Here is an 18,878-nt window from a genome sequence, read left to right as displayed (position 1 = left end):
CTCAAAAAAATAGACTCCTACCAGTAGTTATACTGGTAGGAGTCATTAGCTAAGTAGCGTTTATGGCGAACTCCATCACCTATGATTATTACATATAGTGTACTAAACATTACGCTTGATTTCCAGTGAAGGAGTTGGGGCGTTTTGTATTTTTGATAATGTAAGAGTAAGAAATATCGCTTATAAACTAAATATAGTGATATAAGGTTTTTGTTGTGATAAAATATTTCGTATGTTGTCATTCAGTTTTAGTTAACTGAAAATAAAGATAATTAAGTTGTGTGTTTTAGAAAAGGGGCGTTTATTTGAAGAAATTATTAAAAATAGTACTTATATGTATTTTAGTAGGGGTGGGAGTGGTAGGTGGTTTTTTAGCGTATATGACACTTACTAAAGAACAGCCTGCTGATGTTATAAGTTTGAAGGTAGAAAAGAATAAAGAGCGCGTATTAGCGACAGGAAATGAATTTAAAGTTACAACATTTAATATTGGATATGCTGGATTAGATAAGGATCAAGATTTCTTTATGGATGGGGGAAAGGGATCTGGTTCAAGCAGTAAAGCGCAAACGGAAACGAACTTAAAGAGTATGCTTTCGTTTTTACAAAATGAGAATAGTGATTTTGCGTTATTACAAGAAGTCGATATAAAATCAATGCGATCTTTTGATGTAAATGGGCATGAATTTTTGAAAAAAGGATTACCTGATTATGCTTCGTCGTTCGGGAAGAACTATGATACAAAATGGGTTCCCGTTCCAGTTACAAGTCCAATGGGATATGCGGAGGCTGGATTAAGTACATTTTCTAAATATACAGTTCAAACAGCGAAGAGATTCCAGCTCCCTGGAATGGAGCCTTGGCCGAAGCGTTTATTCGATTTAGATCGAGCGATTGTTGAACATACAATCCCTGTTAATAATGGAAAGCATGTTAGACTTGTAAACTTACATTTGTCTGCGTACGATGAAGGCGGGAAAATTAGAAAACAGCAAGTAGAGTATTTAAAAGCATATATGAACAAGCATTATGAAAAAGGTGATTACGTAATAATGGGCGGAGATTGGAATCAGTTAGTTTCTGACGTTCAATTAAGTGATCCGAAGTTTGTGAAGGAGCGTCCTGAGTGGTTAGTAGAGTTACCAAAGGACTTTACTGATGGTGGCTTTAAATGGGCTGTAGATCCGTCTGTGATGACGGTGAGAGACGATGTGAAGAAATATGTAGAAGGTGAAAACTTCGTCACGATTATTGATGGCTTTATCGTTTCACCGAATGTTGAGATTGTAAATGTGCAAGGAAAAGATTTAAAGTTTGAGAATAGTGATCATAACCCAGTAAGTGCGGTATTTAAGTTGAAGTAATTAAAGGCAGAAGGTGGGACTGTATATATGGAATGGTTAAAGAAAACTTGTTTTTCTAACCTTGAGAAAGAATCACAGAAAAATCATTTATTGCTGTTTATTACAATTTGTAGTTTCTTCCTTGGAATCATCGCGATTGGGTATTACGGATATATTTTTACAGAGAGAGCAATCGCGTTTTGGGTTTGTGGTATTTCTGTCGTTCTATTTGGAACGCTTCTGACTTTTATAGAAAGCATGGAAGCGATGTATAAATATGTCATGACATTTATGTTGCTTATGATGTCTTTCATTATGGTACAAGCTTTTAATGAAAGTCCGGCTGTATTTCAAATGGTTTATTTTACACTAGCGGTTTCACTTATTTATTTAAGTGAGCGTCTCGTTGTAATTCTCGGCGGAGTGGCAGTTGTTCTTACATTTATCCTTTGTAGTTATTGGCCGGAGCAATTTTTTGCTTATACAGCTGCATCTGAAGCTGCAAACTTCGCAAGCTTGTTAGCGATCGTTACAATCGCTATGTGGGGCGTCACGAAAATTGGTTCTAACCTACTGGCTCGTTTAAGTGATGAGAAGCAAGAAGTAATGAGAAAAGCTCAGGAGCTAGAAGAGACGCAAAGGCTTATTGAAGAAACAGTTGTGAAACTAGATAGTAATTTTAATTATTTAAGAGAAAATATGAATACATCGATGGAGTCGATGAGTGACATTAATTTTGCTTTTGAAGAGGTGGCAGTTGGTACACAATCACAATCAGAGATGATGTCACGTTCAGTAGAAGTATTGAAAGATATGGAAGGAAATATTGAACAAATCATTTCTCAAGTAAGAAATGCATCGATTCGTGTTGATGAAAGCTTAGAAATTTCAAAGGGTAGTGTACATACTCTACGAAATTTTGAAGCGAATATGAGAAGTTTAAATGATGTTGTTTCACAATCAGGAATTATATTTAGAGATTTAATGATGCAATCGAAGCAAATTAATGAAATTGTAGATGTAATAACAAATATTTCAAGTCAGACGAGTTTACTAGCTTTAAATGCAAATATTGAAGCTGCAAGAGCAGGCGAACATGGAAAAGGATTTGCTATTGTAGCGAATGAAGTACTAAAGCTTGCTGAGGAATCGAATCGTTCTGCTGGAAGAATTCAAGGGATTTTGAAGGATTTTAGTAATCAAGCAAGTAAGGTAGAAGTGCAAGTAGAGAAATCAGAAAGAGTACAAGAAGAATGTAATGAAATGCTAGTAAGTGTTTTAACAAATGTAACGGATTTAGGGAAATTTATTGATGAAATTAATGATGTAATGAGAGAAATCGTTGGTCATCAAGAAAGTTTCCAAGTTAAAACGACGAATATCGTAAAGGATGTTACACATGCTTCCAATGTAATCCAGCAAACTTCTGCGGCTACAGAAGAAGTGTTAGCAAGTGTGGAAGAAGAAAAACATCGAAATGATACATCTGTGAAGACATTACATACTGTTAGCGAGCAAGTGAAATTGTTAGAAGATATTTTAGAAAAGTAATATCACTTAAAAAGGGCACAACGTTTGAGCCCTTTTTTCATTTAAACGAAGACTTGCTCGGATTTTAATTGCTTTTCTGCTCGTTTTCTGCCAAGCTTAAGAAGATGAAATTCAGCTAATAGCGGAATTAAAATACTTCAAAGAAAGAATTAAATAGGTGACGTATATGATCGAAGTTAAGACTTCTGAACTTAGTGATGGAGAATTTAATAGAGGTGTATTTGCAACTCGTGATATTAAAAAAGGTGAGTTGATACACGCAGCGCCAGTTATCTCTTATCCGAATGAACAGCATGAACACATTGAGAAAACATTACTTGCTGACTACGCATTTGAGTATGGGATTAATCATACGGCAATCCTTTTAGGATACGGCATGTTATTCAATCATTCATATACACCGAATGCGACGTATGATATTGTCTTTGAGAATCATACATTTAACTTCTATGCTTATAAAGATATAAAAGCAGGAGAAGAAATCTTAATCAATTATAATGGTGAAGTGGATAACGATGAACTGTTATGGTTTGATAAAGAAAAAGAAGAGAACGAAAAGTAATTTAAAATAAGTAATGAAAAAGATGCCTTTACCTATGTAAAAGCATCTTTTTTTGTTGATGAAAATAAAGTAAAGATTACAAAAAAATACCACTTTATTTTCGTGTGGTATAGTAAGATACTGAAGGGTAGTGTTTTGAAAAAGTAATATATTTTACAAATTGTTGTCTTTCTGATGACATGTCAAGTTTAGTAGCCCATTTGGGTTGCTTTATTATGCAATATATATTTTAATATGAGTGGCACCTCTTATAAATTAAGAGGTTAATAGGTGTCTCGAATTGATTTTGGGTACACTGTATCCACCACTTTAGGTTCATTTCATGTATGTGGGGATATTATGGGCCCGTATAACGGGATAAAAAGAATATAGAAATAGAGGAATCGTAAAATGAATATGCAAGAGGTTTATGAATATTTAAGTACGGTATTGCCTGAAGGTCATGTGAAACAAGATGAAATGTTAAAGAATCATACGCATATTAAAGTTGGCGGAAAAGCAGATGTTTTTGTTGCGCCGACAAATTATGACGAAATTCAAGAAGTTATTAAATATGCGAACAAATATAATATTCCAGTTACGTTTTTAGGAAATGGATCGAATGTTATTATTAAAGATGGTGGAATTCGCGGGATTACAGTAAGTTTAATTCATATTACAGGTGTTACTGTAACAGGAACGACGATTGTAGCACAGTGCGGTGCAGCAATTATTGACGTATCACGTATTGCGCTAGAACATAACTTAACGGGTCTTGAGTTTGCTTGTGGTATTCCAGGTTCAGTTGGCGGAGCATTATATATGAATGCAGGTGCATACGGCGGTGAAATTTCGTATGTATTAACAGAAGCTGTCGTAATGACAGGTGATGGAGAGCTACGTACTTTGACGAAAGAAGCATTTGAATTTGGATATCGTAAGAGTGTATTTGCGAACAACCATTACATTATTCTTGAAGCGAGATTTGAACTTGAAGAAGGTGTACATGAAGAAATTAAAGCAAAAATGGATGATTTAACGTTTAAACGTGAGTCAAAACAGCCTCTAGAATATCCTTCATGTGGTAGTGTATTTAAACGCCCACCAAATAACTTTGCTGGTAAATTGATTCAAGACTCAGGGTTACAAGGTAAGCGAATTGGTGGAGTAGAAGTTTCTCTAAAACATGCTGGATTTATGGTGAATGTTGATAACGGAACAGCACAAGATTACATCGATTTAATTCACTTCGTACAAAAAACAGTTGAAGAGAAATTTGGCGTGAAGTTAGAGCGTGAAGTAAGGATTATTGGAGAAGATAAAGAATAACATATACGTATGAAACTGCGAATTATTTTAAAATAATATTTGGGTATTGTTGACAATTTGTTTTCAATTCAATATAATGGCTAATAATTTAACAAATAACATACGTTGAAAGAGCCCAGTAGCAGTTTGTCACTGTTAACGAGAGAGCTAGGGGATGCTGGAACCTAGCACAAACAAATTTGCGAATTACACTCTGGAGTATCTTAGGTAATGCTAAGCGGATTGGCAATCGATATTATTGCTAAGAGTGGTATGAGTAGCTATGCTATTTATACAAACTGGGTGGTAACACGGTGAATCATCGTCCCTATGTCATAGACATAGGGATTTTTTGTTTTTAAAAAATAAAGGGGATGACAAAAGATGAACATTATTGATGAATTAGAATGGCGCGGCGCCATTAATCAACAGACTGATGAAGAAGGTTTACGTAAGCTAGTAGAAGAGAAAAAGATTTCGCTATACTGCGGAGTTGATCCGACTGGTGATAGTATGCATATCGGACATTTGATTCCGTTTATGATGATGAAAAGATTCCAGTTAGCTGGCCATCATCCAGTTATTTTAATTGGCGGGGCAACAGGAACAATTGGTGATCCGAGTGGACGTCAATCAGAACGCCAACTTCAAACGTTAGAAGTAGTTCAACATAATGTGGATGCGTTAACAGCACAAATGAAAAAGCTATTTGGTTTTGGCGGAAATAGCGAAGTAAAGATGGTAAATAACTACGACTGGACACATGAAATAAATATTATTGAGTTTTTACGTGATTACGGGAAAAATTTTAGCATTAATAGTATGTTAGCAAAGGATATCGTAGCAAGTCGTTTAGATACAGGAATTTCTTTCACAGAATTTACGTACCAAATCTTACAAGCGATGGACTTCCATCATTTATACACGAAAGAAGATGTTCAACTGCAAATTGGCGGTAGTGACCAATGGGGAAATATTACGAGTGGTTTAGATTTAATTCGTAAGTTAGAAGGGCACGAAGCAAAAGTATTTGGATTGACAATTCCGTTATTATTGAAATCAGATGGTACGAAGTTTGGTAAATCAGCAGGTGGTGCCGTTTGGCTTGATTCTGAAAAAACAACACCGTTTGAATTTTACCAGTTCTGGGTAAATACAGATGACCGTGATGTCGTTAAATACTTGAAATACTTTACGTTTTTAACGAAAGAGCGCATCGATGAGTTGGCAGTGAAGGTAGAAACAGAGCCTCATAAACGTGAAGCGCAAAAAGTATTAGCGGAAGAAATGACGAAATTCGTTCATGGAGAAGAAGCATTGCTGCAAGCTGTGAAAATTACAGCAGCGTTATTTAGCGGAGATATTAAATCGTTAACAGCTGATGAAATTGAGCAAGGCTTTAAAGAAATGCCAACATTCCAGTCCTCAAAAGAGACGAAAAACATCGTAGAATGGCTAGTTGATTTAGGAATTGAACCATCTAGACGACAAGCGCGTGAAGATATTAATAATGGAGCTATTTCTATGAATGGCGAAAAAGTAACGGATGTAGATACGGATGTTACGGTAGAAAATTCATTTGATGGACGATTTATTATTATTCGTAAAGGGAAGAAGAACTACAGCCTTGTGAAGTTAGGATAATGAAGAAGGTTTAAAAATTATATCGGCGATTTTCGAAATATATCAGCGATTTCTCCGATATATCGATTTACCGACAAAAAGCGACAATAAAAGCTGTTCCAAAACGGGACAGCTTTTATTATAAAAAGTCAGTATATTTAGATAAATTTAAAGGGTATATCATTTTTTTGACGAATAAATAAGTTAGAGAAAATTTCGGATAAAAATAGCCCGAACCATGCAGGGCATGATTCGGGCTTATATTCAGATTAGTAAGCTAAGCTGAATAGACCTTTAATGTGTGATAAGTAACGAACGTTACTTGCTTCTTTCATTAATGATGCTGGTAAGCCTTTAAGTGGAGTATTGCTTGCTCCGATTGTAGCAACAGCATCTTTACGTCCTAGACTAGCAAGTGTTCCAGAGTTTACAGGTGCGAACTCTTCGAATGCTTTGCCTTCTAGTGCTGCGTATAAGTTGTATCCAATTAACTCACCCATTTGCCAAGCGATTTGTGCAGTTGGTGGGTATGGACGTCCGTCTGGAGCGAAGACAACAGCGCTATCTCCAGCAACGAATACGTTTTTGTGAGAAGTAGATTGTAGGTATGCATCAACTGTTGCACGACCACGGTTTACTTCAAGACCTGATTCACCGATTAGTGGGTTACCTTGAACGCCGCCCGTCCAAACGAATGTGTTAGCAACAAGTTTTTGACCGTCTTTTAAGTCGATTTCATTGCCAGCAACGTTTGTTACAGGAAGACCAGTTAAGAATGTAACGCCGCGTGCTTCTAGGCTAGTAGTTGCACGTTCGATTAAGTGGTCTGGTAATACTGGAAGGATTTTTGGACCTGCTTCAACAAGAAGAAGTTTCACTTCTTTTGGATTTACGCCGTGGCTTTTTGCAAGTTTAGGCATAATGTCAGCAAGCTCACCAACTAGCTCAACGCCAGTTAATCCGCCACCACCGATTACGATTGTAGCATCAGCTTCGTTTTTCGTTTTCGCGTATTCACGAATACGGTCTTCAACGTGTTTGTAGATTTTGTTTGCATCAGCAGCAGATTTTAATACCATGCTGTTTTCTTCTAGTCCTGGAATACCGAAGTAAGCAGTTTTACTTCCTAAAGCAACTACAAGTGCATCGTAAGATAAAGTAGTGCCGCCAGCTAATTTGATTTCTTTGCTATCAACTGAGAATGACTCAACTGTTGCGATTTTAAGATCGATATCTTTACCTTTGAAAAGCTTTGTAAGTGGCATTGCAACTGCTTGCTCAGACACGTTACCAGCTGCAAGGCGGTGTAGTTCAGTGATGATTTGGTGTGTTGGGTATTGGTTAATCACTGTAACTTGTGCTTCTGATTTGCTGTAATATTTACGTACGTTTAAAGCGGCAAGAAGACCGCCATAACCAGCGCCTAAGATGACAATTTGTTTTGACATAGTATGATATCCCCCGTCTTTACTAATTGTTGTTATAAGTTAACTTATTTATTGTTACGTTCTGCACTAATTTGAAGATATGCGTTCACAAATCGGAACATTTTTTGTGCTTGTGGATCTTTTAATAATTTCAATAGACCGAACAGGCCGATAACCTCGTTGCTTTCGTCAGCACGATCTTTCGCTTCGATTGCAGTTGCAGCCATGCTTTTCACTGTATCTTTTACAGGTTCTACAAGCTCTGTGATTGCACCAACAGTGTCGCTTTTTAATACTTCATCAGTAGCAACAGTTTGAGCGAAGTCATAAGACTTAGTTAAAATGTTAACAAGCTCAGTTAATTTTGGAAGCTGTTCTACTAGTGTTGTTAATGATTCTTGTACCTCAGGTTTTAACAACTGATCAAGTACATCAAGTTGTCCTTGGCTAGCAGAAATTTGTACAGTTTCTTGTTCTGGCTTTGTTTGAGTCATAGTTTCTGGCATCTCCAATTCTCCTTTACGATAGCAATACTCTTATTTTTGATAGGTAAGATAGTAAACGCTTGCGAAACTTTATACAAAGTTTCACAAAACACAATAAAATGCCTTTAAATTTATGTCAGCAAGTAAGCTGAAATCATAAACCCAAAACCATAATGTCCTACCTATTATTTATGAACTGTCCGATACATGGCTTGTCCGCATAATGGAAAAGCTCCGTTACCGGAAAGTGTATATAATATATATCCTATATTATATACTATATACACCTATGTTAACATAAAAATGATTCCTAATTATTTGATATTGCGTGTATAACGTAGTACTGCCAAGGCATGAAAGCGCATAAATTATTTTGTTAAGCTTAGAAATGTACGTATATACAAATAAAAAAAGGAAAAAATGGACAAATTTATGTTCATTTTTTCCTTTTTTTATTGTTCACCTTCTGTTATTAACATCGATGTCTTACCTTCTTTTTCAAGGTGGCATTCGCCCCAAGAACAAAGAGAATCAAGAATGGATTCTAAAGACCAACCGTAATCAGTAAGGGAATATTCTACTTTTGGTGGGACTTGATTGTATACTTTTCTTTGAATAACGCCGTCGTCTTCTAATTCACGTAATTGCTGTGTTAACATTTTTTGTGTAATACCAGGCATTAAACGTTTTAGTTCACTCGTTCTCTTTGTACCTTTCGTTAAGTGACAAAGGATAACAACCTTCCATTTTCCGCCGATAACTTCTAAGGTCGCCTCTACAGGAATATTGTATTTCTTCATAATAAAGCCCTCCTTTTGTGAGTAAAGTAAGCTAAGTCATACAAATGTTACTTTTTAGTACCTATAGCACTTTAAAGTACGTACTTTTTATCATGTTAAATATGTTTCATAATAGCACATGTAAGAGGCAAATGAGTAGTACGGTACTGAAAAGTGACTATGTTACTTTTTGGTGCCTATCGTACTTTAAAGTGCGTTCTTCAAAAAAAGAATGAAACCATTCATAATAGCATTTGTAGAGATTAAATATATTTTTAGAAGATAGAAGGGCCTTTTTATCGCACTATTATGATTGGATTTCTTGCAATAAGGAGGAATTCAATTGAGTTCATATACAGTACCATCTTCGGAAGTTCAGACGAATCGAAGAAGTATGTTTGCTTTATTAGCACTAGCAATTAGTGCGTTTGGGATTGGTACAACCGAATTTATTAGTGTCGGTTTATTGCCATCCATTTCAGAGGATTTACATGTTTCTGTTACAACAGCTGGTTTAACTGTTTCCCTATATGCATTAGGTGCGGCAGTAGGAGCTCCTGTTTTAACAGCGCTAACGGCTAGTATGTCGAGAAAGACATTATTAATGTGGATTATGGTTATCTTCATTATTGGTAATGGTATTGCGGCATTAGCAACAAGCTTCACCATATTAATTATTGCAAGGGTTGTATCTGCATTTGCACATGGTGTGTTTATGTCAATTGGATCTACAATCGCGGCAGCAATCGTACCAGAGAATAAACGTGCTAGTGCGATTGCTATTATGTTTACTGGATTAACAGTTGCAACTATTACAGGTGTGCCAATTGGAACGTTTATCGGTCAACAGTTTGGCTGGAGAGCGTCATTTATGGCGATTGTCGTAATTGGAATTATTGCTTTTATCGCAAACAGTATACTAGTCCCATCTAATTTGAAAAATGGTGTACCTGTATCGTTTCGTGATCAATTCAAACTAATTAAAAATGGAAGACTATTACTTGTTTTCATTATTACTGCACTTGGATACGGCGGTACATTTGTAACATTTACGTATTTATCACCCCTATTACAAGAAGTAACAGGGTTTGAAGCAAGTACCGTTACGATCATTTTATTAGTGTATGGAATTGCAATTGCGATAGGGAATATGGTCGGCGGAAAATTATCGAACCATAATCCAATTCGAGCGCTATTTTACATGTTCTTGATTCAAGCGATCATATTATTTGTTTTAACATTTACAGCGCCATTTAAAGTAGCTGGATTAATCACAATTATTTTCATGGGACTATTCGCGTTTATGAATGTTCCGGGGCTACAAGTATATGTAGTTATATTGGCAGAGCGCTTTGTTCCGAGTGCGGTTGATGTTGCTTCAGCAATTAATATTGCCGCATTTAACGGAGGAATCGCTTTAGGTTCTTATATAGGTGGCCTTGTAACGAATTCGTTAGGATTAATCCATACTGCTTGGGTAGGTGGTCTTATGGTAGTAGCTGCTGTTATTTTAACAGCGTGGAGTATGACATTAGAAAAAAGAGATCGAGTGAAATAAAGGAGAGAAAATATAATGAAAAATTTACAAAGTACAACAACATTGCATAACGGTGTAGAAATGCCTTGGTTCGGCTTAGGTGTTTTTAAAGTAGAAGATGGACCGGAACTTGTAGAAGCTGTGAAATCTGCGATTAAAGCAGGATACCGTAGTATCGATACAGCTGCGATTTATGGAAATGAGAAAGCTGTGGGAGAAGGAATTCGCGCAGGTATAAAAGAAGCAGGCATTTCTCGTGAAGATTTATTCATTACTTCAAAAGTGTGGAATTCGGATCAAGGATATGAAACGACACTTGCTGCATATGAAGAAAGCTTAAAGAAATTAGAACTAGATTATTTAGATCTATATCTTGTTCACTGGCCTGTAGAAGGAAAGTATAAAGATACATGGAGAGCGCTAGAAACACTTTATAAAGAAAAGCGCGTACGTGCAATTGGCGTAAGTAACTTCCAAATCCATCATTTACAAGATGTAATGAAAGATGCAGAAATTAAACCAATGATTAACCAAGTAGAATACCACCCTCGTTTAACACAAAAAGAATTACAAGCTTTCTGTAAAGAACAAGGTATTCAAATGGAAGCATGGTCACCATTAATGCAAGGTCAATTATTAGATAACGAAACATTACAAGAGATTGCTGAGAAACACGGCAAAACGACAGCGCAAGTGATTTTACGTTGGGATCTTCAAAATGGAGTAATTACAATTCCAAAATCAACGAAAGAACACCGCATCGTTGCGAATGCCGATATATTTAATTTCGAATTAACGAAAGAAGATATGGAAAAAATCGATGCGTTAAACGAAAATCACCGCGTTGGTCCAGATCCTGATAACTTTGATTTCTAAAATTAAAGTAAGAAAGAAGAGTGCGTAAAAGCACTCTTTTTTTGTGCATAAAAATATTTTCTAATTAAATACTACTTAGTATCAAGTTTGTTATAAGGGGCTGTAAACATGAATATAAAGCAATCGTTCAAACTTTTAGCTATGTTTTTAAGTATTTTATTTGTGTTATTCCCACTTCAAAAAGCATTTGCAGAAGTTATGGACCATACAAAGTATCAAATGGATTGGAGTTATAGTAAGTCTAAGAAGAAACCAATCCGAACAGAGCTTATTAAAACGGCAGATGGCAAAATTGCTTTTTGCTTAAATGTAGATTTAAAATCTCCAAGCGGTCAAGATTTACCGGAAATGGGGAAAGTGGATATTAACGTGTACCGCGTATTATTGAATGGATATCCACAAAAGAGCCCGCAAGAATTAGGTGTTTCTGATTGGAGAGAAGCTCATTATGCAACGCAGCTTGCAGTATGGAATGCGTTAAAACAAATCGATATTAATGATTTAGACTTCCGCAATAAAAATGTAGAAAAGGTAACGAAAGATATCGTTGCAAAAGCAAGTGCTAGTGAAGAGTTACAAGAAATTACAATGAGTGTAACTCCTACAGAAGAACAAGAAGCAGTATTAAAAAATGATTTCTTTGAAACAGGCTTATATACAGTAGAAACAAATGCAAAAAGCGGAACGTATAAAGTGCAAGCAACAGGTGCACCAGTGGGAGCGAAATTTGTAAATGAAAAAGGCGAATCAAAAACAGAATTTAATGTAGGGGAAAAGTTCCGCATTTTAATTCCGAAACAAACACCAGCTGGTGGATTTAGCTTTAAGGTAATCGGGAAATTAACGAAGCTACAAGGGATTGCACATAAAGGTACACCGACAATTCAAAATGCAGTCGTATTACTTGAGCGCAGTGAAGAAGAAACAAGTCCGGAGTTATCAGTGAGCTGGAAAAAAGGAAATGGTCATGATAATAATAAACCACATACTCCGAATGAACCACATAAACCGAATCAAAAGAGATAACGAAAAAGCATTGGCGTGTGCCAATGCTTTTTTTACGAACTGAAAATTATATCAGGAAAATTAAATGAAAGATAATAACACTATTTGTATAGCGTAAACTTCATTTTGGAATAATATAAATATAATAAAATTCTAACGTTACGATTAATAGATTGTATTCACAAAATTGTAACATTATTCTGATTGGAAAGGCTATCAAACAAAGTGTAAAGCGTGTAAAATTCAGTTGAAAAAACTACCTATAGATGGTCATATATGAAGAAAATGTAAGGTTCTGTTGTTATTTGCAACTTTAGATGTATAGATGACAATACTGAAATATATCTTTTACTATTCTCTTTTTATGTAGAGAGAACTCATCACAAATAGAGAGAAGTGAGGAGGATACAGTACATAAAAATTTTATAATGTAAGAAAGCGAATACATGGAGAGGAATGCGGTAGTAATTGATACAGGTGCGCGAGGTGTTAGTCTATTCATTAAATGTTTTTATGAAGATAATAGGATGCTTTATTAAATGAATATATAGGATGTTTTTTCTAAATAAAGGAACAGGGGACACAGATTATGTCGAAGAAAAAGACGAGTAGGGTATTAGTGGCTGGAATATGTATATCTACATTATTATCGCCAGTAGCTTTCGAAGCATCGAAAGGATATGCAGCACCTTTGGAAGAAAATAAAGGTGGGAAATTAGAAGAGGTTACAGAGAATAAATTTGAGCAGAGAGTATTTCAGTTGCCGGGGAAAGGCAGTGTAGAAGAAAATAGAGATCGTTTAAAGATGCAATTTGCCTTTTCACCTAATGAACCGACTGGAATTTATGCAAAACCAGATGAAGAAATTAAAGTTGAAATAAAAGGAAATCAATCCATTAAAGCGTTTATAGGCACACGAGCTTATGACAAAGAGTCACCGGAAGAATTTGATTTAAATCCTGGTGAAAATACTATTTCCTCAAAGAATGGGGGAATTTTATACTTTTATAATATAAATCGTACAGGAGAAGTTACAGCGGCTGTTACAAGTGGTGGTACTCATTTCCCTTTATTTATATTAGGGAAACATACGAAAAAAGATTGGGATGAAATGTTAGAAAAATATAAAAACCCTTATGCGATAGAGTTAAAGGGTGATAGAAGTTTAATAACTACAAGTTATGAAAAAGTAGAAAAAAATATGAAAAAGACTGATCCGGCAGAGTTAATGAAGAAGCATGATGAAGCAATTCGGATTGAAAATGCATTATCTGGATTATCGGAAGATGGGATTGGGGTTGCGAATCCAGGGAAACATTACATTCAATTTATTGAAGCGAGATATCCAACTAATCCATATATGTATGCAAATAATTATCTTACAGGGTATGCGAAAGAATCGATAGAGTATGTATTAGATATAGAGAAGTTTACAACTGATGGGTGGGGACCGTGGCATGAAGTAGGACACGCACATCAACAAGTACCTTGGTTATCTAAAGGTATGGGTGAGACGACGGTTAATATTTACAGTTTAGCTGTTCAGCTAGCATTTGGAAATGAATCACGAATGGAAGTAGATGGGCGTTATGAAAAGGCATTTGCATATTTGAATCAACCAGACGATCAAAAAGACTTTGATACATCAGATCCGATCATTATGTTCTGGCAGTTGCATTTAGTGTATGGCGATCAATTCTATCCGAAGTTACATCAAATGTACCGAGTGCTATCTGATACAGAATATTCTATGTTCGAGACAGATGAGGTTATTTCGAGTAGAGAGAAAAAGCAAATGTTCATATATATGGCTTCAAAAGCATCGGGACAAAATTTAATTTCTTACTTTGCGAAATGGGGATTACATGCAGAGGAGGACACGGTAGAAAAAGTAAATAAACTACAATTACCTGAACCGAAAAATGAAATATGGTTATCAAGAGATAGTAATCCGATTCGTGAAAAACAAGTTGAAGCATACAAAGTTCCTTACGGTGAAGCGGTTAATACCGTACCGGATATTTTTATAGGCACGGAATTTGATGAGAAAAAGGCAAGTGAACTTGTACAAAATTTAGGTGAAGGTGTAAAGGTAACAGGGAAAATAGCTTGGCCTAAACAAGAAAATGGAAAACAAATTGTAGATGTAGAAATTGTGGATGCAGAAGGTAATGTAAATGCAATTCCTGTACCAGTTAACGTTGTATATGGGGATAGTATGGCATTTAAAACATATTGGAATACAAATTCTGTGTTGACTTTAGATCATAAGGAGAAAAAATTTAATACGACATTAGTAAGGAATATATTAGAACATAGTTATCGAAATCAAAAATATGTAAGTGTTACGATCTACGATGCAGACGGAAATGAAAAGAAGAATGTTTCAGCAGAAGGACATGAAGGATTAAAGAGCTTTGTAAAAGAGCTAGATGGAATGTCGTTCGAATATGGTGATATTTTGAAGGTGTATCATATCCAACCTAAATATTTAGAGTGGTATCATGAAAATAAACTTGTAGATCAAGGTACTGCAAAAAGTAAGAAAGAAAAGTTCTTTAAAATTACAGAACAAGGATATGAGTTAGTAGATGGTTTGCAAGAAGTAAAGGCAGTGCCGCAAAAAGTGGTAGTTGGAACGGACGCTGCGACACTAGACGCGAAAAACTTTGTTGAAATAAAAGATGGAGAAGTAATTGGATTTGTAGAGAAACCAATTACAACAAAAATCGGTGAACAAAAAGTAAAAATAGAAACAAAGGATCGTTTTGGAAATAAGCAAGTAACAGAAGTACCGTTAGAAGTAACATATGGAGATAGTATTGTATATGTAGGATATAACAATGAAATCGCGTCAGTGGTAACATTAAAGCATGAAGAGAAGAAATTACATGCGACTGATATGGATGAACAAATTCATGAATACTTTGATAAAGAACAATACATGGGAATCACGTTATATGATCAAAACGGAAAGGAGAAAAAGCATGTAACAGCAGAAGGACAAGAAACTTCAAAGAACTTTGCAGAGCAAGTGAATGGACTGCAGTTTGAGTATGGAGATGTAGTGAAAGTATTCCATGCAGAACCAGACCGCTTAAAATGGTATCAAAATAATAACTTTGCTGGCCAAGGTGAGAAAAAAGGGGCAAAAGAACTATTCTTCAAAGTAACAGCAAAAGGTTTTGAGAGAATCGAGACGCAACAAGAAGTAAAAGCCGTGCCACAAAAAGTAGTAATCGGAACAGATAGCGAAACGTTAGACGCGAAGAAGTTTGTTGAAGTGAATGATGGAGAAGTAGTAGGTTTTGTAGGGAAACCAGATACAACAACAATTGGTAAGCAAACAGTAAGAGTAGAAACGAAAGATCGTTTTGGAAATAAAAAGGTGACAGAAGTTCCTATGGAAGTAACATACGGAGATAGCGTAGTGTATCAAGGTGTATCTAATATAACCCGTTCAATCGTTACGCTAAATCATGGAGAAAAGAAATTACATGCAACATTTACAGATGAGACAATCCATTATCGATTTGTAAATGAGCAGTATATAGGTCTTACGCTTTATGATTCAAATGGTAAAGAGAAAAAGCATGTAACAGCAGAAGGACAGGAAACTTCGAAGAAGTTTGCTGAACAAGTAAACGGAGCAATGTTTGAGTACGGTGATGTGTTGAAAGTGTATCATGCGGAGTCAGATCGTTTGAATTGGTATAATAAGAATGAGCTAGTTGGAAAAGGGAATGCGAAGAAGTTTAAAGAAATTTCTTTCAAGATTACTCCGAATGGTTTAGAACAAGTACAATAATAGAAAAAGCTCGTAAAACATAACGTTTTACGAGCTTTTTTATTATTCAGCTTCAGATACTACTGTGAAGCGTTCGTTTACATGTTTTGGATTTTCGATTTCATCAAGTGCCGCAACTGCGAAGTCTTCGTAACTTACGTAGCTATCACCTTTTGAGTTAACAAGAAGATTATCTTTTCCAGCTTTGTAAGAACCAGTGCGTTTTCCTAATGCAAATAGTGCAGAAGGGCTGATGAATGTCCAAGTAATATCGTTAGTTTGTTGCAAGATTTCTAAGTTTTTACCTTGGTTTTGAGCTGTTGCAAGGTATTCACCTGGGAAACCTGGCGTCTCAAATACACGTGTTGTTTTCTCTTCGTCTACAAATAAGCTTCCAGCGCCGCCAACTACAAGTAATTTTGTGTTAGGTGCACCTTTCATCGCTTCAATAAGTACGTTTCCTGCATCTACATGAAGATGTTCTTCTCCTGCTGGAGCGCCAAATGCATTTACAACTACATCGAATGCTTGTAAGTCATTAGATGTAAGAGCGAATACGTCTTTCTCTAAAACCTTTACGTTTTCTTCTGTAATTTTTGCAGCGTTTCTTACGATTGCAGTTACTTCATGTCCGCGATCCAATGCTTCTTTTAAAATACGACTTCCTGCTTTACCAGTTGCTCCGATAATTCCGATTTTCATAATAAATCCCTCCAAAGTGTTTTGTTAAAGTGTATATCTGAAAGTGAATGAATGTGTTGTAATTAAGTTTGTTACAACTTGTTGTAATCATTATAGTTACATGTTGGTATTTTTGTCAATAGTGTTGTTTGTGAATTTATTTTTTGTTTTAGTATGCACAGTTAGAGGGAGGGTAGTCATAACGAGATTGTTACTGCGAGCTTGGCTAATATTTGGAAATTGCAAATTGTCGAAAAATGTTGATTTTTGAATGTTTTTTAAATATAATTCGTTTTATGGAGAAAAGGAGGGGTTAATTGTATGAATATTTTAGAACAATTTATTTCATCAACAAATACAATTCTTTGGTCATATATTCTTATTGCGATGTTAATTGGTTTAGGTCTTTATTTTTCTATTAAATTGAAATTCGTACAAATTACTCATTTAGGGGAAATGATTCGATTAATGAGTGATGGATTAACTGGAAAGACGCGTAAAAAAGGTAGTGTATCTTCTTTCCAAGCGTTTTGTATGAGTTCAGCAGCTCGTATTGGTATCGGTAACTTAGCTGGTGTAGCGTTAGCTATTTCTATGGGAGGACCTGGCGCAGTATTTTGGATGTGGGTGATTGCGATTATCGGAGCGTCTTCAAGTTTTGTAGAAAGTACGCTTGCCCAAATTTATAAAGTAAAAGATGGTAGTGGCTTCCGTGGTGGTCCTGCTTATTATATGGAAAAAGGTTTAAATAAACGTTGGATGGGAATTTGGTTTTCTATTCTTATTACAGTTAGTTACGGTTTAATTTTCAACTCAGTACAAGCAAATACAGTTACATTAGCGTTTAAAAATGCATTTGGTTTAGAACGTTATATTGTTGGTATTGTATTAGCTGTATTAGTTGCAGTTATTATTTTTGGTGGTGTAAAAAGTATCGCACGTATGTCGGAAATGATTGTTCCGCCAATGGCGCTTATTTATATTGCGGTAGCTATTTTCGTTGTCATTAAAAACTTCTATTTAATACCAGATGTGTTTACAGAAATCTTTAAAGGTGCATTCGGCTTAGATTCAGCTGTAGGTGGCGGTATCGGTGCTGCGATGAAATATGGTATTCAGCGCGGATTATTTGCGAACGAAGCAGGTATGGGTAGTGCGCCGAACGCGGCAGCAACAGCTGATGTAACGCATCCAGCAAAACAAGGTTTTATTCAAACAATTGGCGTATTAGTAGATACATTCTTAGTATGTACATCAACAGCATTTATCGTACTATGTTCTGGTGCATATAAAGCAACGAATTTAGAAGGTATTGAACTAACACAAAATGCATTAAGTTCACAAATTGGCCCATGGGCAAGTAGCTTCTTAGCGATTATTATTTTCTTATTTGCGTTTAGTTCACTTTTAGGAAACTACTATTATGGTGAAACGAATATTGAATTCATTAAACAAAGTAAAACTTGGTTAACAATTTACCGTATTGCGGTAGTGGGAATGGTATTATTCGGTTCTGTTGCGACGCTTCAAGTTGTATGGAATATGGCAGACTTATTTATGGGTCTAATGGTAATCACAAACTTAATTGCGATTACACTTCTTGGCCGATTTGCGTATGCGGCATTGGCAGACTATGTAAGGCAAAAGAAACAAGGAAAAGATCCAGTCTTCCGTGCAGATTCTATTCCTGGTTTAACGAATACAGAGTGTTGGGATAAGTCAGCGGTAACTGATAAAGAAAAAGCAGTGTAAATGAAAAGGCGAGCATCGAGTTGAATTCGATGCTCGCCTTTTTTGTTGTAGTAAAGGATGAAAAGGGTGAGAGGTAATTGTTAATATAATTTTTGTTTGTTCATTTCTCATATTATTTGTAGGGAACGTACTGTCTTAAAGGTATGGCTGGTCACATAGGATGAGTGATTTAGTATTGGATAA

The 18,878-nt window shown here is 35.7% G+C and carries 14 protein-coding genes, 1 riboswitch and 1 other annotated feature; of the genes, 10 read left to right on the top strand and 4 right to left on the bottom strand.

Annotated elements, in window-relative coordinates; translation table 11 throughout:
* Positions 1 to 29 precede the first annotated feature (29 nt).
* Positions 30 to 89: riboswitch (Fluoride riboswitch) on the bottom strand.
* Between the two features lie 216 nt (positions 90 to 305).
* The 5 genes from MR070_RS23770 to tyrS all read left to right on the top strand — a co-directional run bounded on the left by MR070_RS23770 (position 306) and on the right by tyrS (position 6,387).
* Positions 306 to 1,364, top strand: a complete 1,059-nt coding sequence (locus MR070_RS23770) for an endonuclease/exonuclease/phosphatase family protein (RefSeq protein WP_242262107.1) — start codon at positions 306 to 308, stop codon at positions 1,362 to 1,364.
* Between the two features lie 27 nt (positions 1,365 to 1,391).
* On the top strand, positions 1,392 to 2,894 hold the full coding sequence (locus MR070_RS23765) for a DUF4077 domain-containing protein (RefSeq protein WP_242262106.1): 1,503 nt from the start codon (positions 1,392 to 1,394) through the stop codon (positions 2,892 to 2,894).
* A 166-nt stretch (positions 2,895 to 3,060) separates the two neighbouring features.
* Positions 3,061 to 3,456: an SET domain-containing protein gene (locus MR070_RS23760; protein ID WP_000573649.1), complete on the top strand. Its 396-nt coding sequence runs from the start codon at positions 3,061 to 3,063 to the stop codon at positions 3,454 to 3,456.
* Between the two features lie 390 nt (positions 3,457 to 3,846).
* On the top strand, positions 3,847 to 4,764 hold the full coding sequence (murB, locus tag MR070_RS23755) for a UDP-N-acetylmuramate dehydrogenase (RefSeq protein ID WP_001057091.1): 918 nt from the start codon (positions 3,847 to 3,849) through the stop codon (positions 4,762 to 4,764).
* Positions 4,765 to 4,860: 96 nt separating this feature from the next.
* Positions 4,861 to 5,076: a binding site (T-box leader), on the top strand.
* Between the two features lie 51 nt (positions 5,077 to 5,127).
* On the top strand, positions 5,128 to 6,387 hold the full coding sequence (tyrS, locus tag MR070_RS23750; RefSeq protein WP_242262105.1) for a tyrosine--tRNA ligase: 1,260 nt from the start codon (positions 5,128 to 5,130) through the stop codon (positions 6,385 to 6,387).
* Between the two features lie 248 nt (positions 6,388 to 6,635).
* Here the strand turns inward: tyrS and MR070_RS23745 are convergent, their stop codons facing one another.
* The 3 genes from MR070_RS23745 to MR070_RS23735 all read right to left on the bottom strand — a co-directional run bounded on the left by MR070_RS23745 (position 6,636) and on the right by MR070_RS23735 (position 9,078).
* A complete protein-coding gene (locus tag MR070_RS23745; RefSeq protein ID WP_000043204.1) occupies positions 6,636 to 7,814 on the bottom strand; it encodes an NAD(P)/FAD-dependent oxidoreductase in 1,179 nt (392 codons plus the stop codon).
* A gap of 44 nt (positions 7,815 to 7,858) precedes the next feature.
* Positions 7,859 to 8,299: a DUF1641 domain-containing protein gene (locus MR070_RS23740; RefSeq protein ID WP_001115309.1), complete on the bottom strand. Its 441-nt coding sequence runs from the start codon at positions 8,297 to 8,299 to the stop codon at positions 7,859 to 7,861.
* Between the two features lie 431 nt (positions 8,300 to 8,730).
* Positions 8,731 to 9,078: a winged helix-turn-helix transcriptional regulator gene (locus tag MR070_RS23735; protein WP_000760470.1), complete on the bottom strand. Its 348-nt coding sequence runs from the start codon at positions 9,076 to 9,078 to the stop codon at positions 8,731 to 8,733.
* Between the two features lie 373 nt (positions 9,079 to 9,451).
* Between MR070_RS23735 and MR070_RS23730 the strand changes: the two genes are divergently transcribed.
* The 4 genes from MR070_RS23730 to MR070_RS23715 all read left to right on the top strand — a co-directional run bounded on the left by MR070_RS23730 (position 9,452) and on the right by MR070_RS23715 (position 16,283).
* Complete coding sequence (locus MR070_RS23730) at positions 9,452 to 10,615, top strand: MFS transporter (protein WP_242262118.1); 1,164 nt, start codon at positions 9,452 to 9,454, stop codon at positions 10,613 to 10,615.
* Between the two features lie 15 nt (positions 10,616 to 10,630).
* Positions 10,631 to 11,470 carry an aldo/keto reductase gene (locus tag MR070_RS23725; protein ID WP_277931334.1) on the top strand — a complete coding sequence of 280 codons (840 nt, stop codon included), beginning with the start codon at positions 10,631 to 10,633 and terminating at the stop codon, positions 11,468 to 11,470.
* 108 nt (positions 11,471 to 11,578) lie between these two features.
* A complete protein-coding gene (locus MR070_RS23720; protein ID WP_001022521.1) occupies positions 11,579 to 12,496 on the top strand; it encodes a thioester domain-containing protein in 918 nt (305 codons plus the stop codon).
* Between the two features lie 568 nt (positions 12,497 to 13,064).
* Positions 13,065 to 16,283 carry a putative mucin/carbohydrate-binding domain-containing protein gene (locus MR070_RS23715; RefSeq protein ID WP_242262104.1) on the top strand — a complete coding sequence of 1,073 codons (3,219 nt, stop codon included), beginning with the start codon at positions 13,065 to 13,067 and terminating at the stop codon, positions 16,281 to 16,283.
* A 42-nt stretch (positions 16,284 to 16,325) separates the two neighbouring features.
* Here MR070_RS23715 and MR070_RS23710 read toward each other — a convergent pair whose 3' ends face one another.
* On the bottom strand, positions 16,326 to 16,964 hold the full coding sequence (locus MR070_RS23710) for an NAD(P)-dependent oxidoreductase (RefSeq protein WP_000689885.1): 639 nt from the start codon (positions 16,962 to 16,964) through the stop codon (positions 16,326 to 16,328).
* Positions 16,965 to 17,264: 300 nt separating this feature from the next.
* On the opposite strand from MR070_RS23710, the gene MR070_RS23705 reads away from it, so the two are divergent.
* The gene (locus tag MR070_RS23705; protein WP_001022920.1) at positions 17,265 to 18,695 is read left to right on the top strand and encodes an alanine/glycine:cation symporter family protein; all 1,431 of its coding nucleotides are present in this window, start codon (positions 17,265 to 17,267) and stop codon (positions 18,693 to 18,695) included.
* Positions 18,696 to 18,878: the final 183 nt, after the last annotated feature.

It is taken from the genome of Bacillus cereus group sp. BfR-BA-01453 (genome assembly GCF_022662915.1).
Lineage (GTDB): Bacteria > Bacillota > Bacilli > Bacillales > Bacillaceae_G > Bacillus_A > Bacillus_A paranthracis.
The sequence above is the reverse complement of the archived record's forward strand: the minus strand, read 5'-3'. Positions and strand labels throughout refer to the sequence as shown.

Excerpts from the sequence above, each read along its gene's own strand:
- tyrS (WP_242262105.1), top strand. The coding sequence starts at position 5,128 with ATGAACATTATTGATGAATTAGAATGGCGCGGCGCCATTAATCAACAG.
- MR070_RS23730 (WP_242262118.1), top strand. The coding sequence starts at position 9,452 with ATGTTTGCTTTATTAGCACTAGCAATTAGTGCGTTTGGGATTGGTACA.
- MR070_RS23760 (WP_000573649.1), top strand. The coding sequence starts at position 3,061 with ATGATCGAAGTTAAGACTTCTGAACTTAGTGATGGAGAATTTAATAGA.
- MR070_RS23705 (WP_001022920.1), top strand. The coding sequence starts at position 17,265 with ATGAATATTTTAGAACAATTTATTTCATCAACAAATACAATTCTTTGG.
- MR070_RS23740 (WP_001115309.1), bottom strand. The coding sequence starts at position 8,299 with ATGCCAGAAACTATGACTCAAACAAAGCCAGAACAAGAAACTGTACAA.
- MR070_RS23765 (WP_242262106.1), top strand. The coding sequence starts at position 1,392 with ATGGAATGGTTAAAGAAAACTTGTTTTTCTAACCTTGAGAAAGAATCA.
- MR070_RS23710 (WP_000689885.1), bottom strand. The coding sequence starts at position 16,964 with ATGAAAATCGGAATTATCGGAGCAACTGGTAAAGCAGGAAGTCGTATT.
- MR070_RS23720 (WP_001022521.1), top strand. The coding sequence starts at position 11,579 with ATGAATATAAAGCAATCGTTCAAACTTTTAGCTATGTTTTTAAGTATT.
- MR070_RS23725 (WP_277931334.1), top strand. The coding sequence starts at position 10,631 with ATGAAAAATTTACAAAGTACAACAACATTGCATAACGGTGTAGAAATG.
- murB (WP_001057091.1), top strand. The coding sequence starts at position 3,847 with ATGAATATGCAAGAGGTTTATGAATATTTAAGTACGGTATTGCCTGAA.
- MR070_RS23735 (WP_000760470.1), bottom strand. The coding sequence starts at position 9,078 with ATGAAGAAATACAATATTCCTGTAGAGGCGACCTTAGAAGTTATCGGC.
- MR070_RS23715 (WP_242262104.1), top strand. The coding sequence starts at position 13,065 with ATGTCGAAGAAAAAGACGAGTAGGGTATTAGTGGCTGGAATATGTATA.
- MR070_RS23745 (WP_000043204.1), bottom strand. The coding sequence starts at position 7,814 with ATGTCAAAACAAATTGTCATCTTAGGCGCTGGTTATGGCGGTCTTCTT.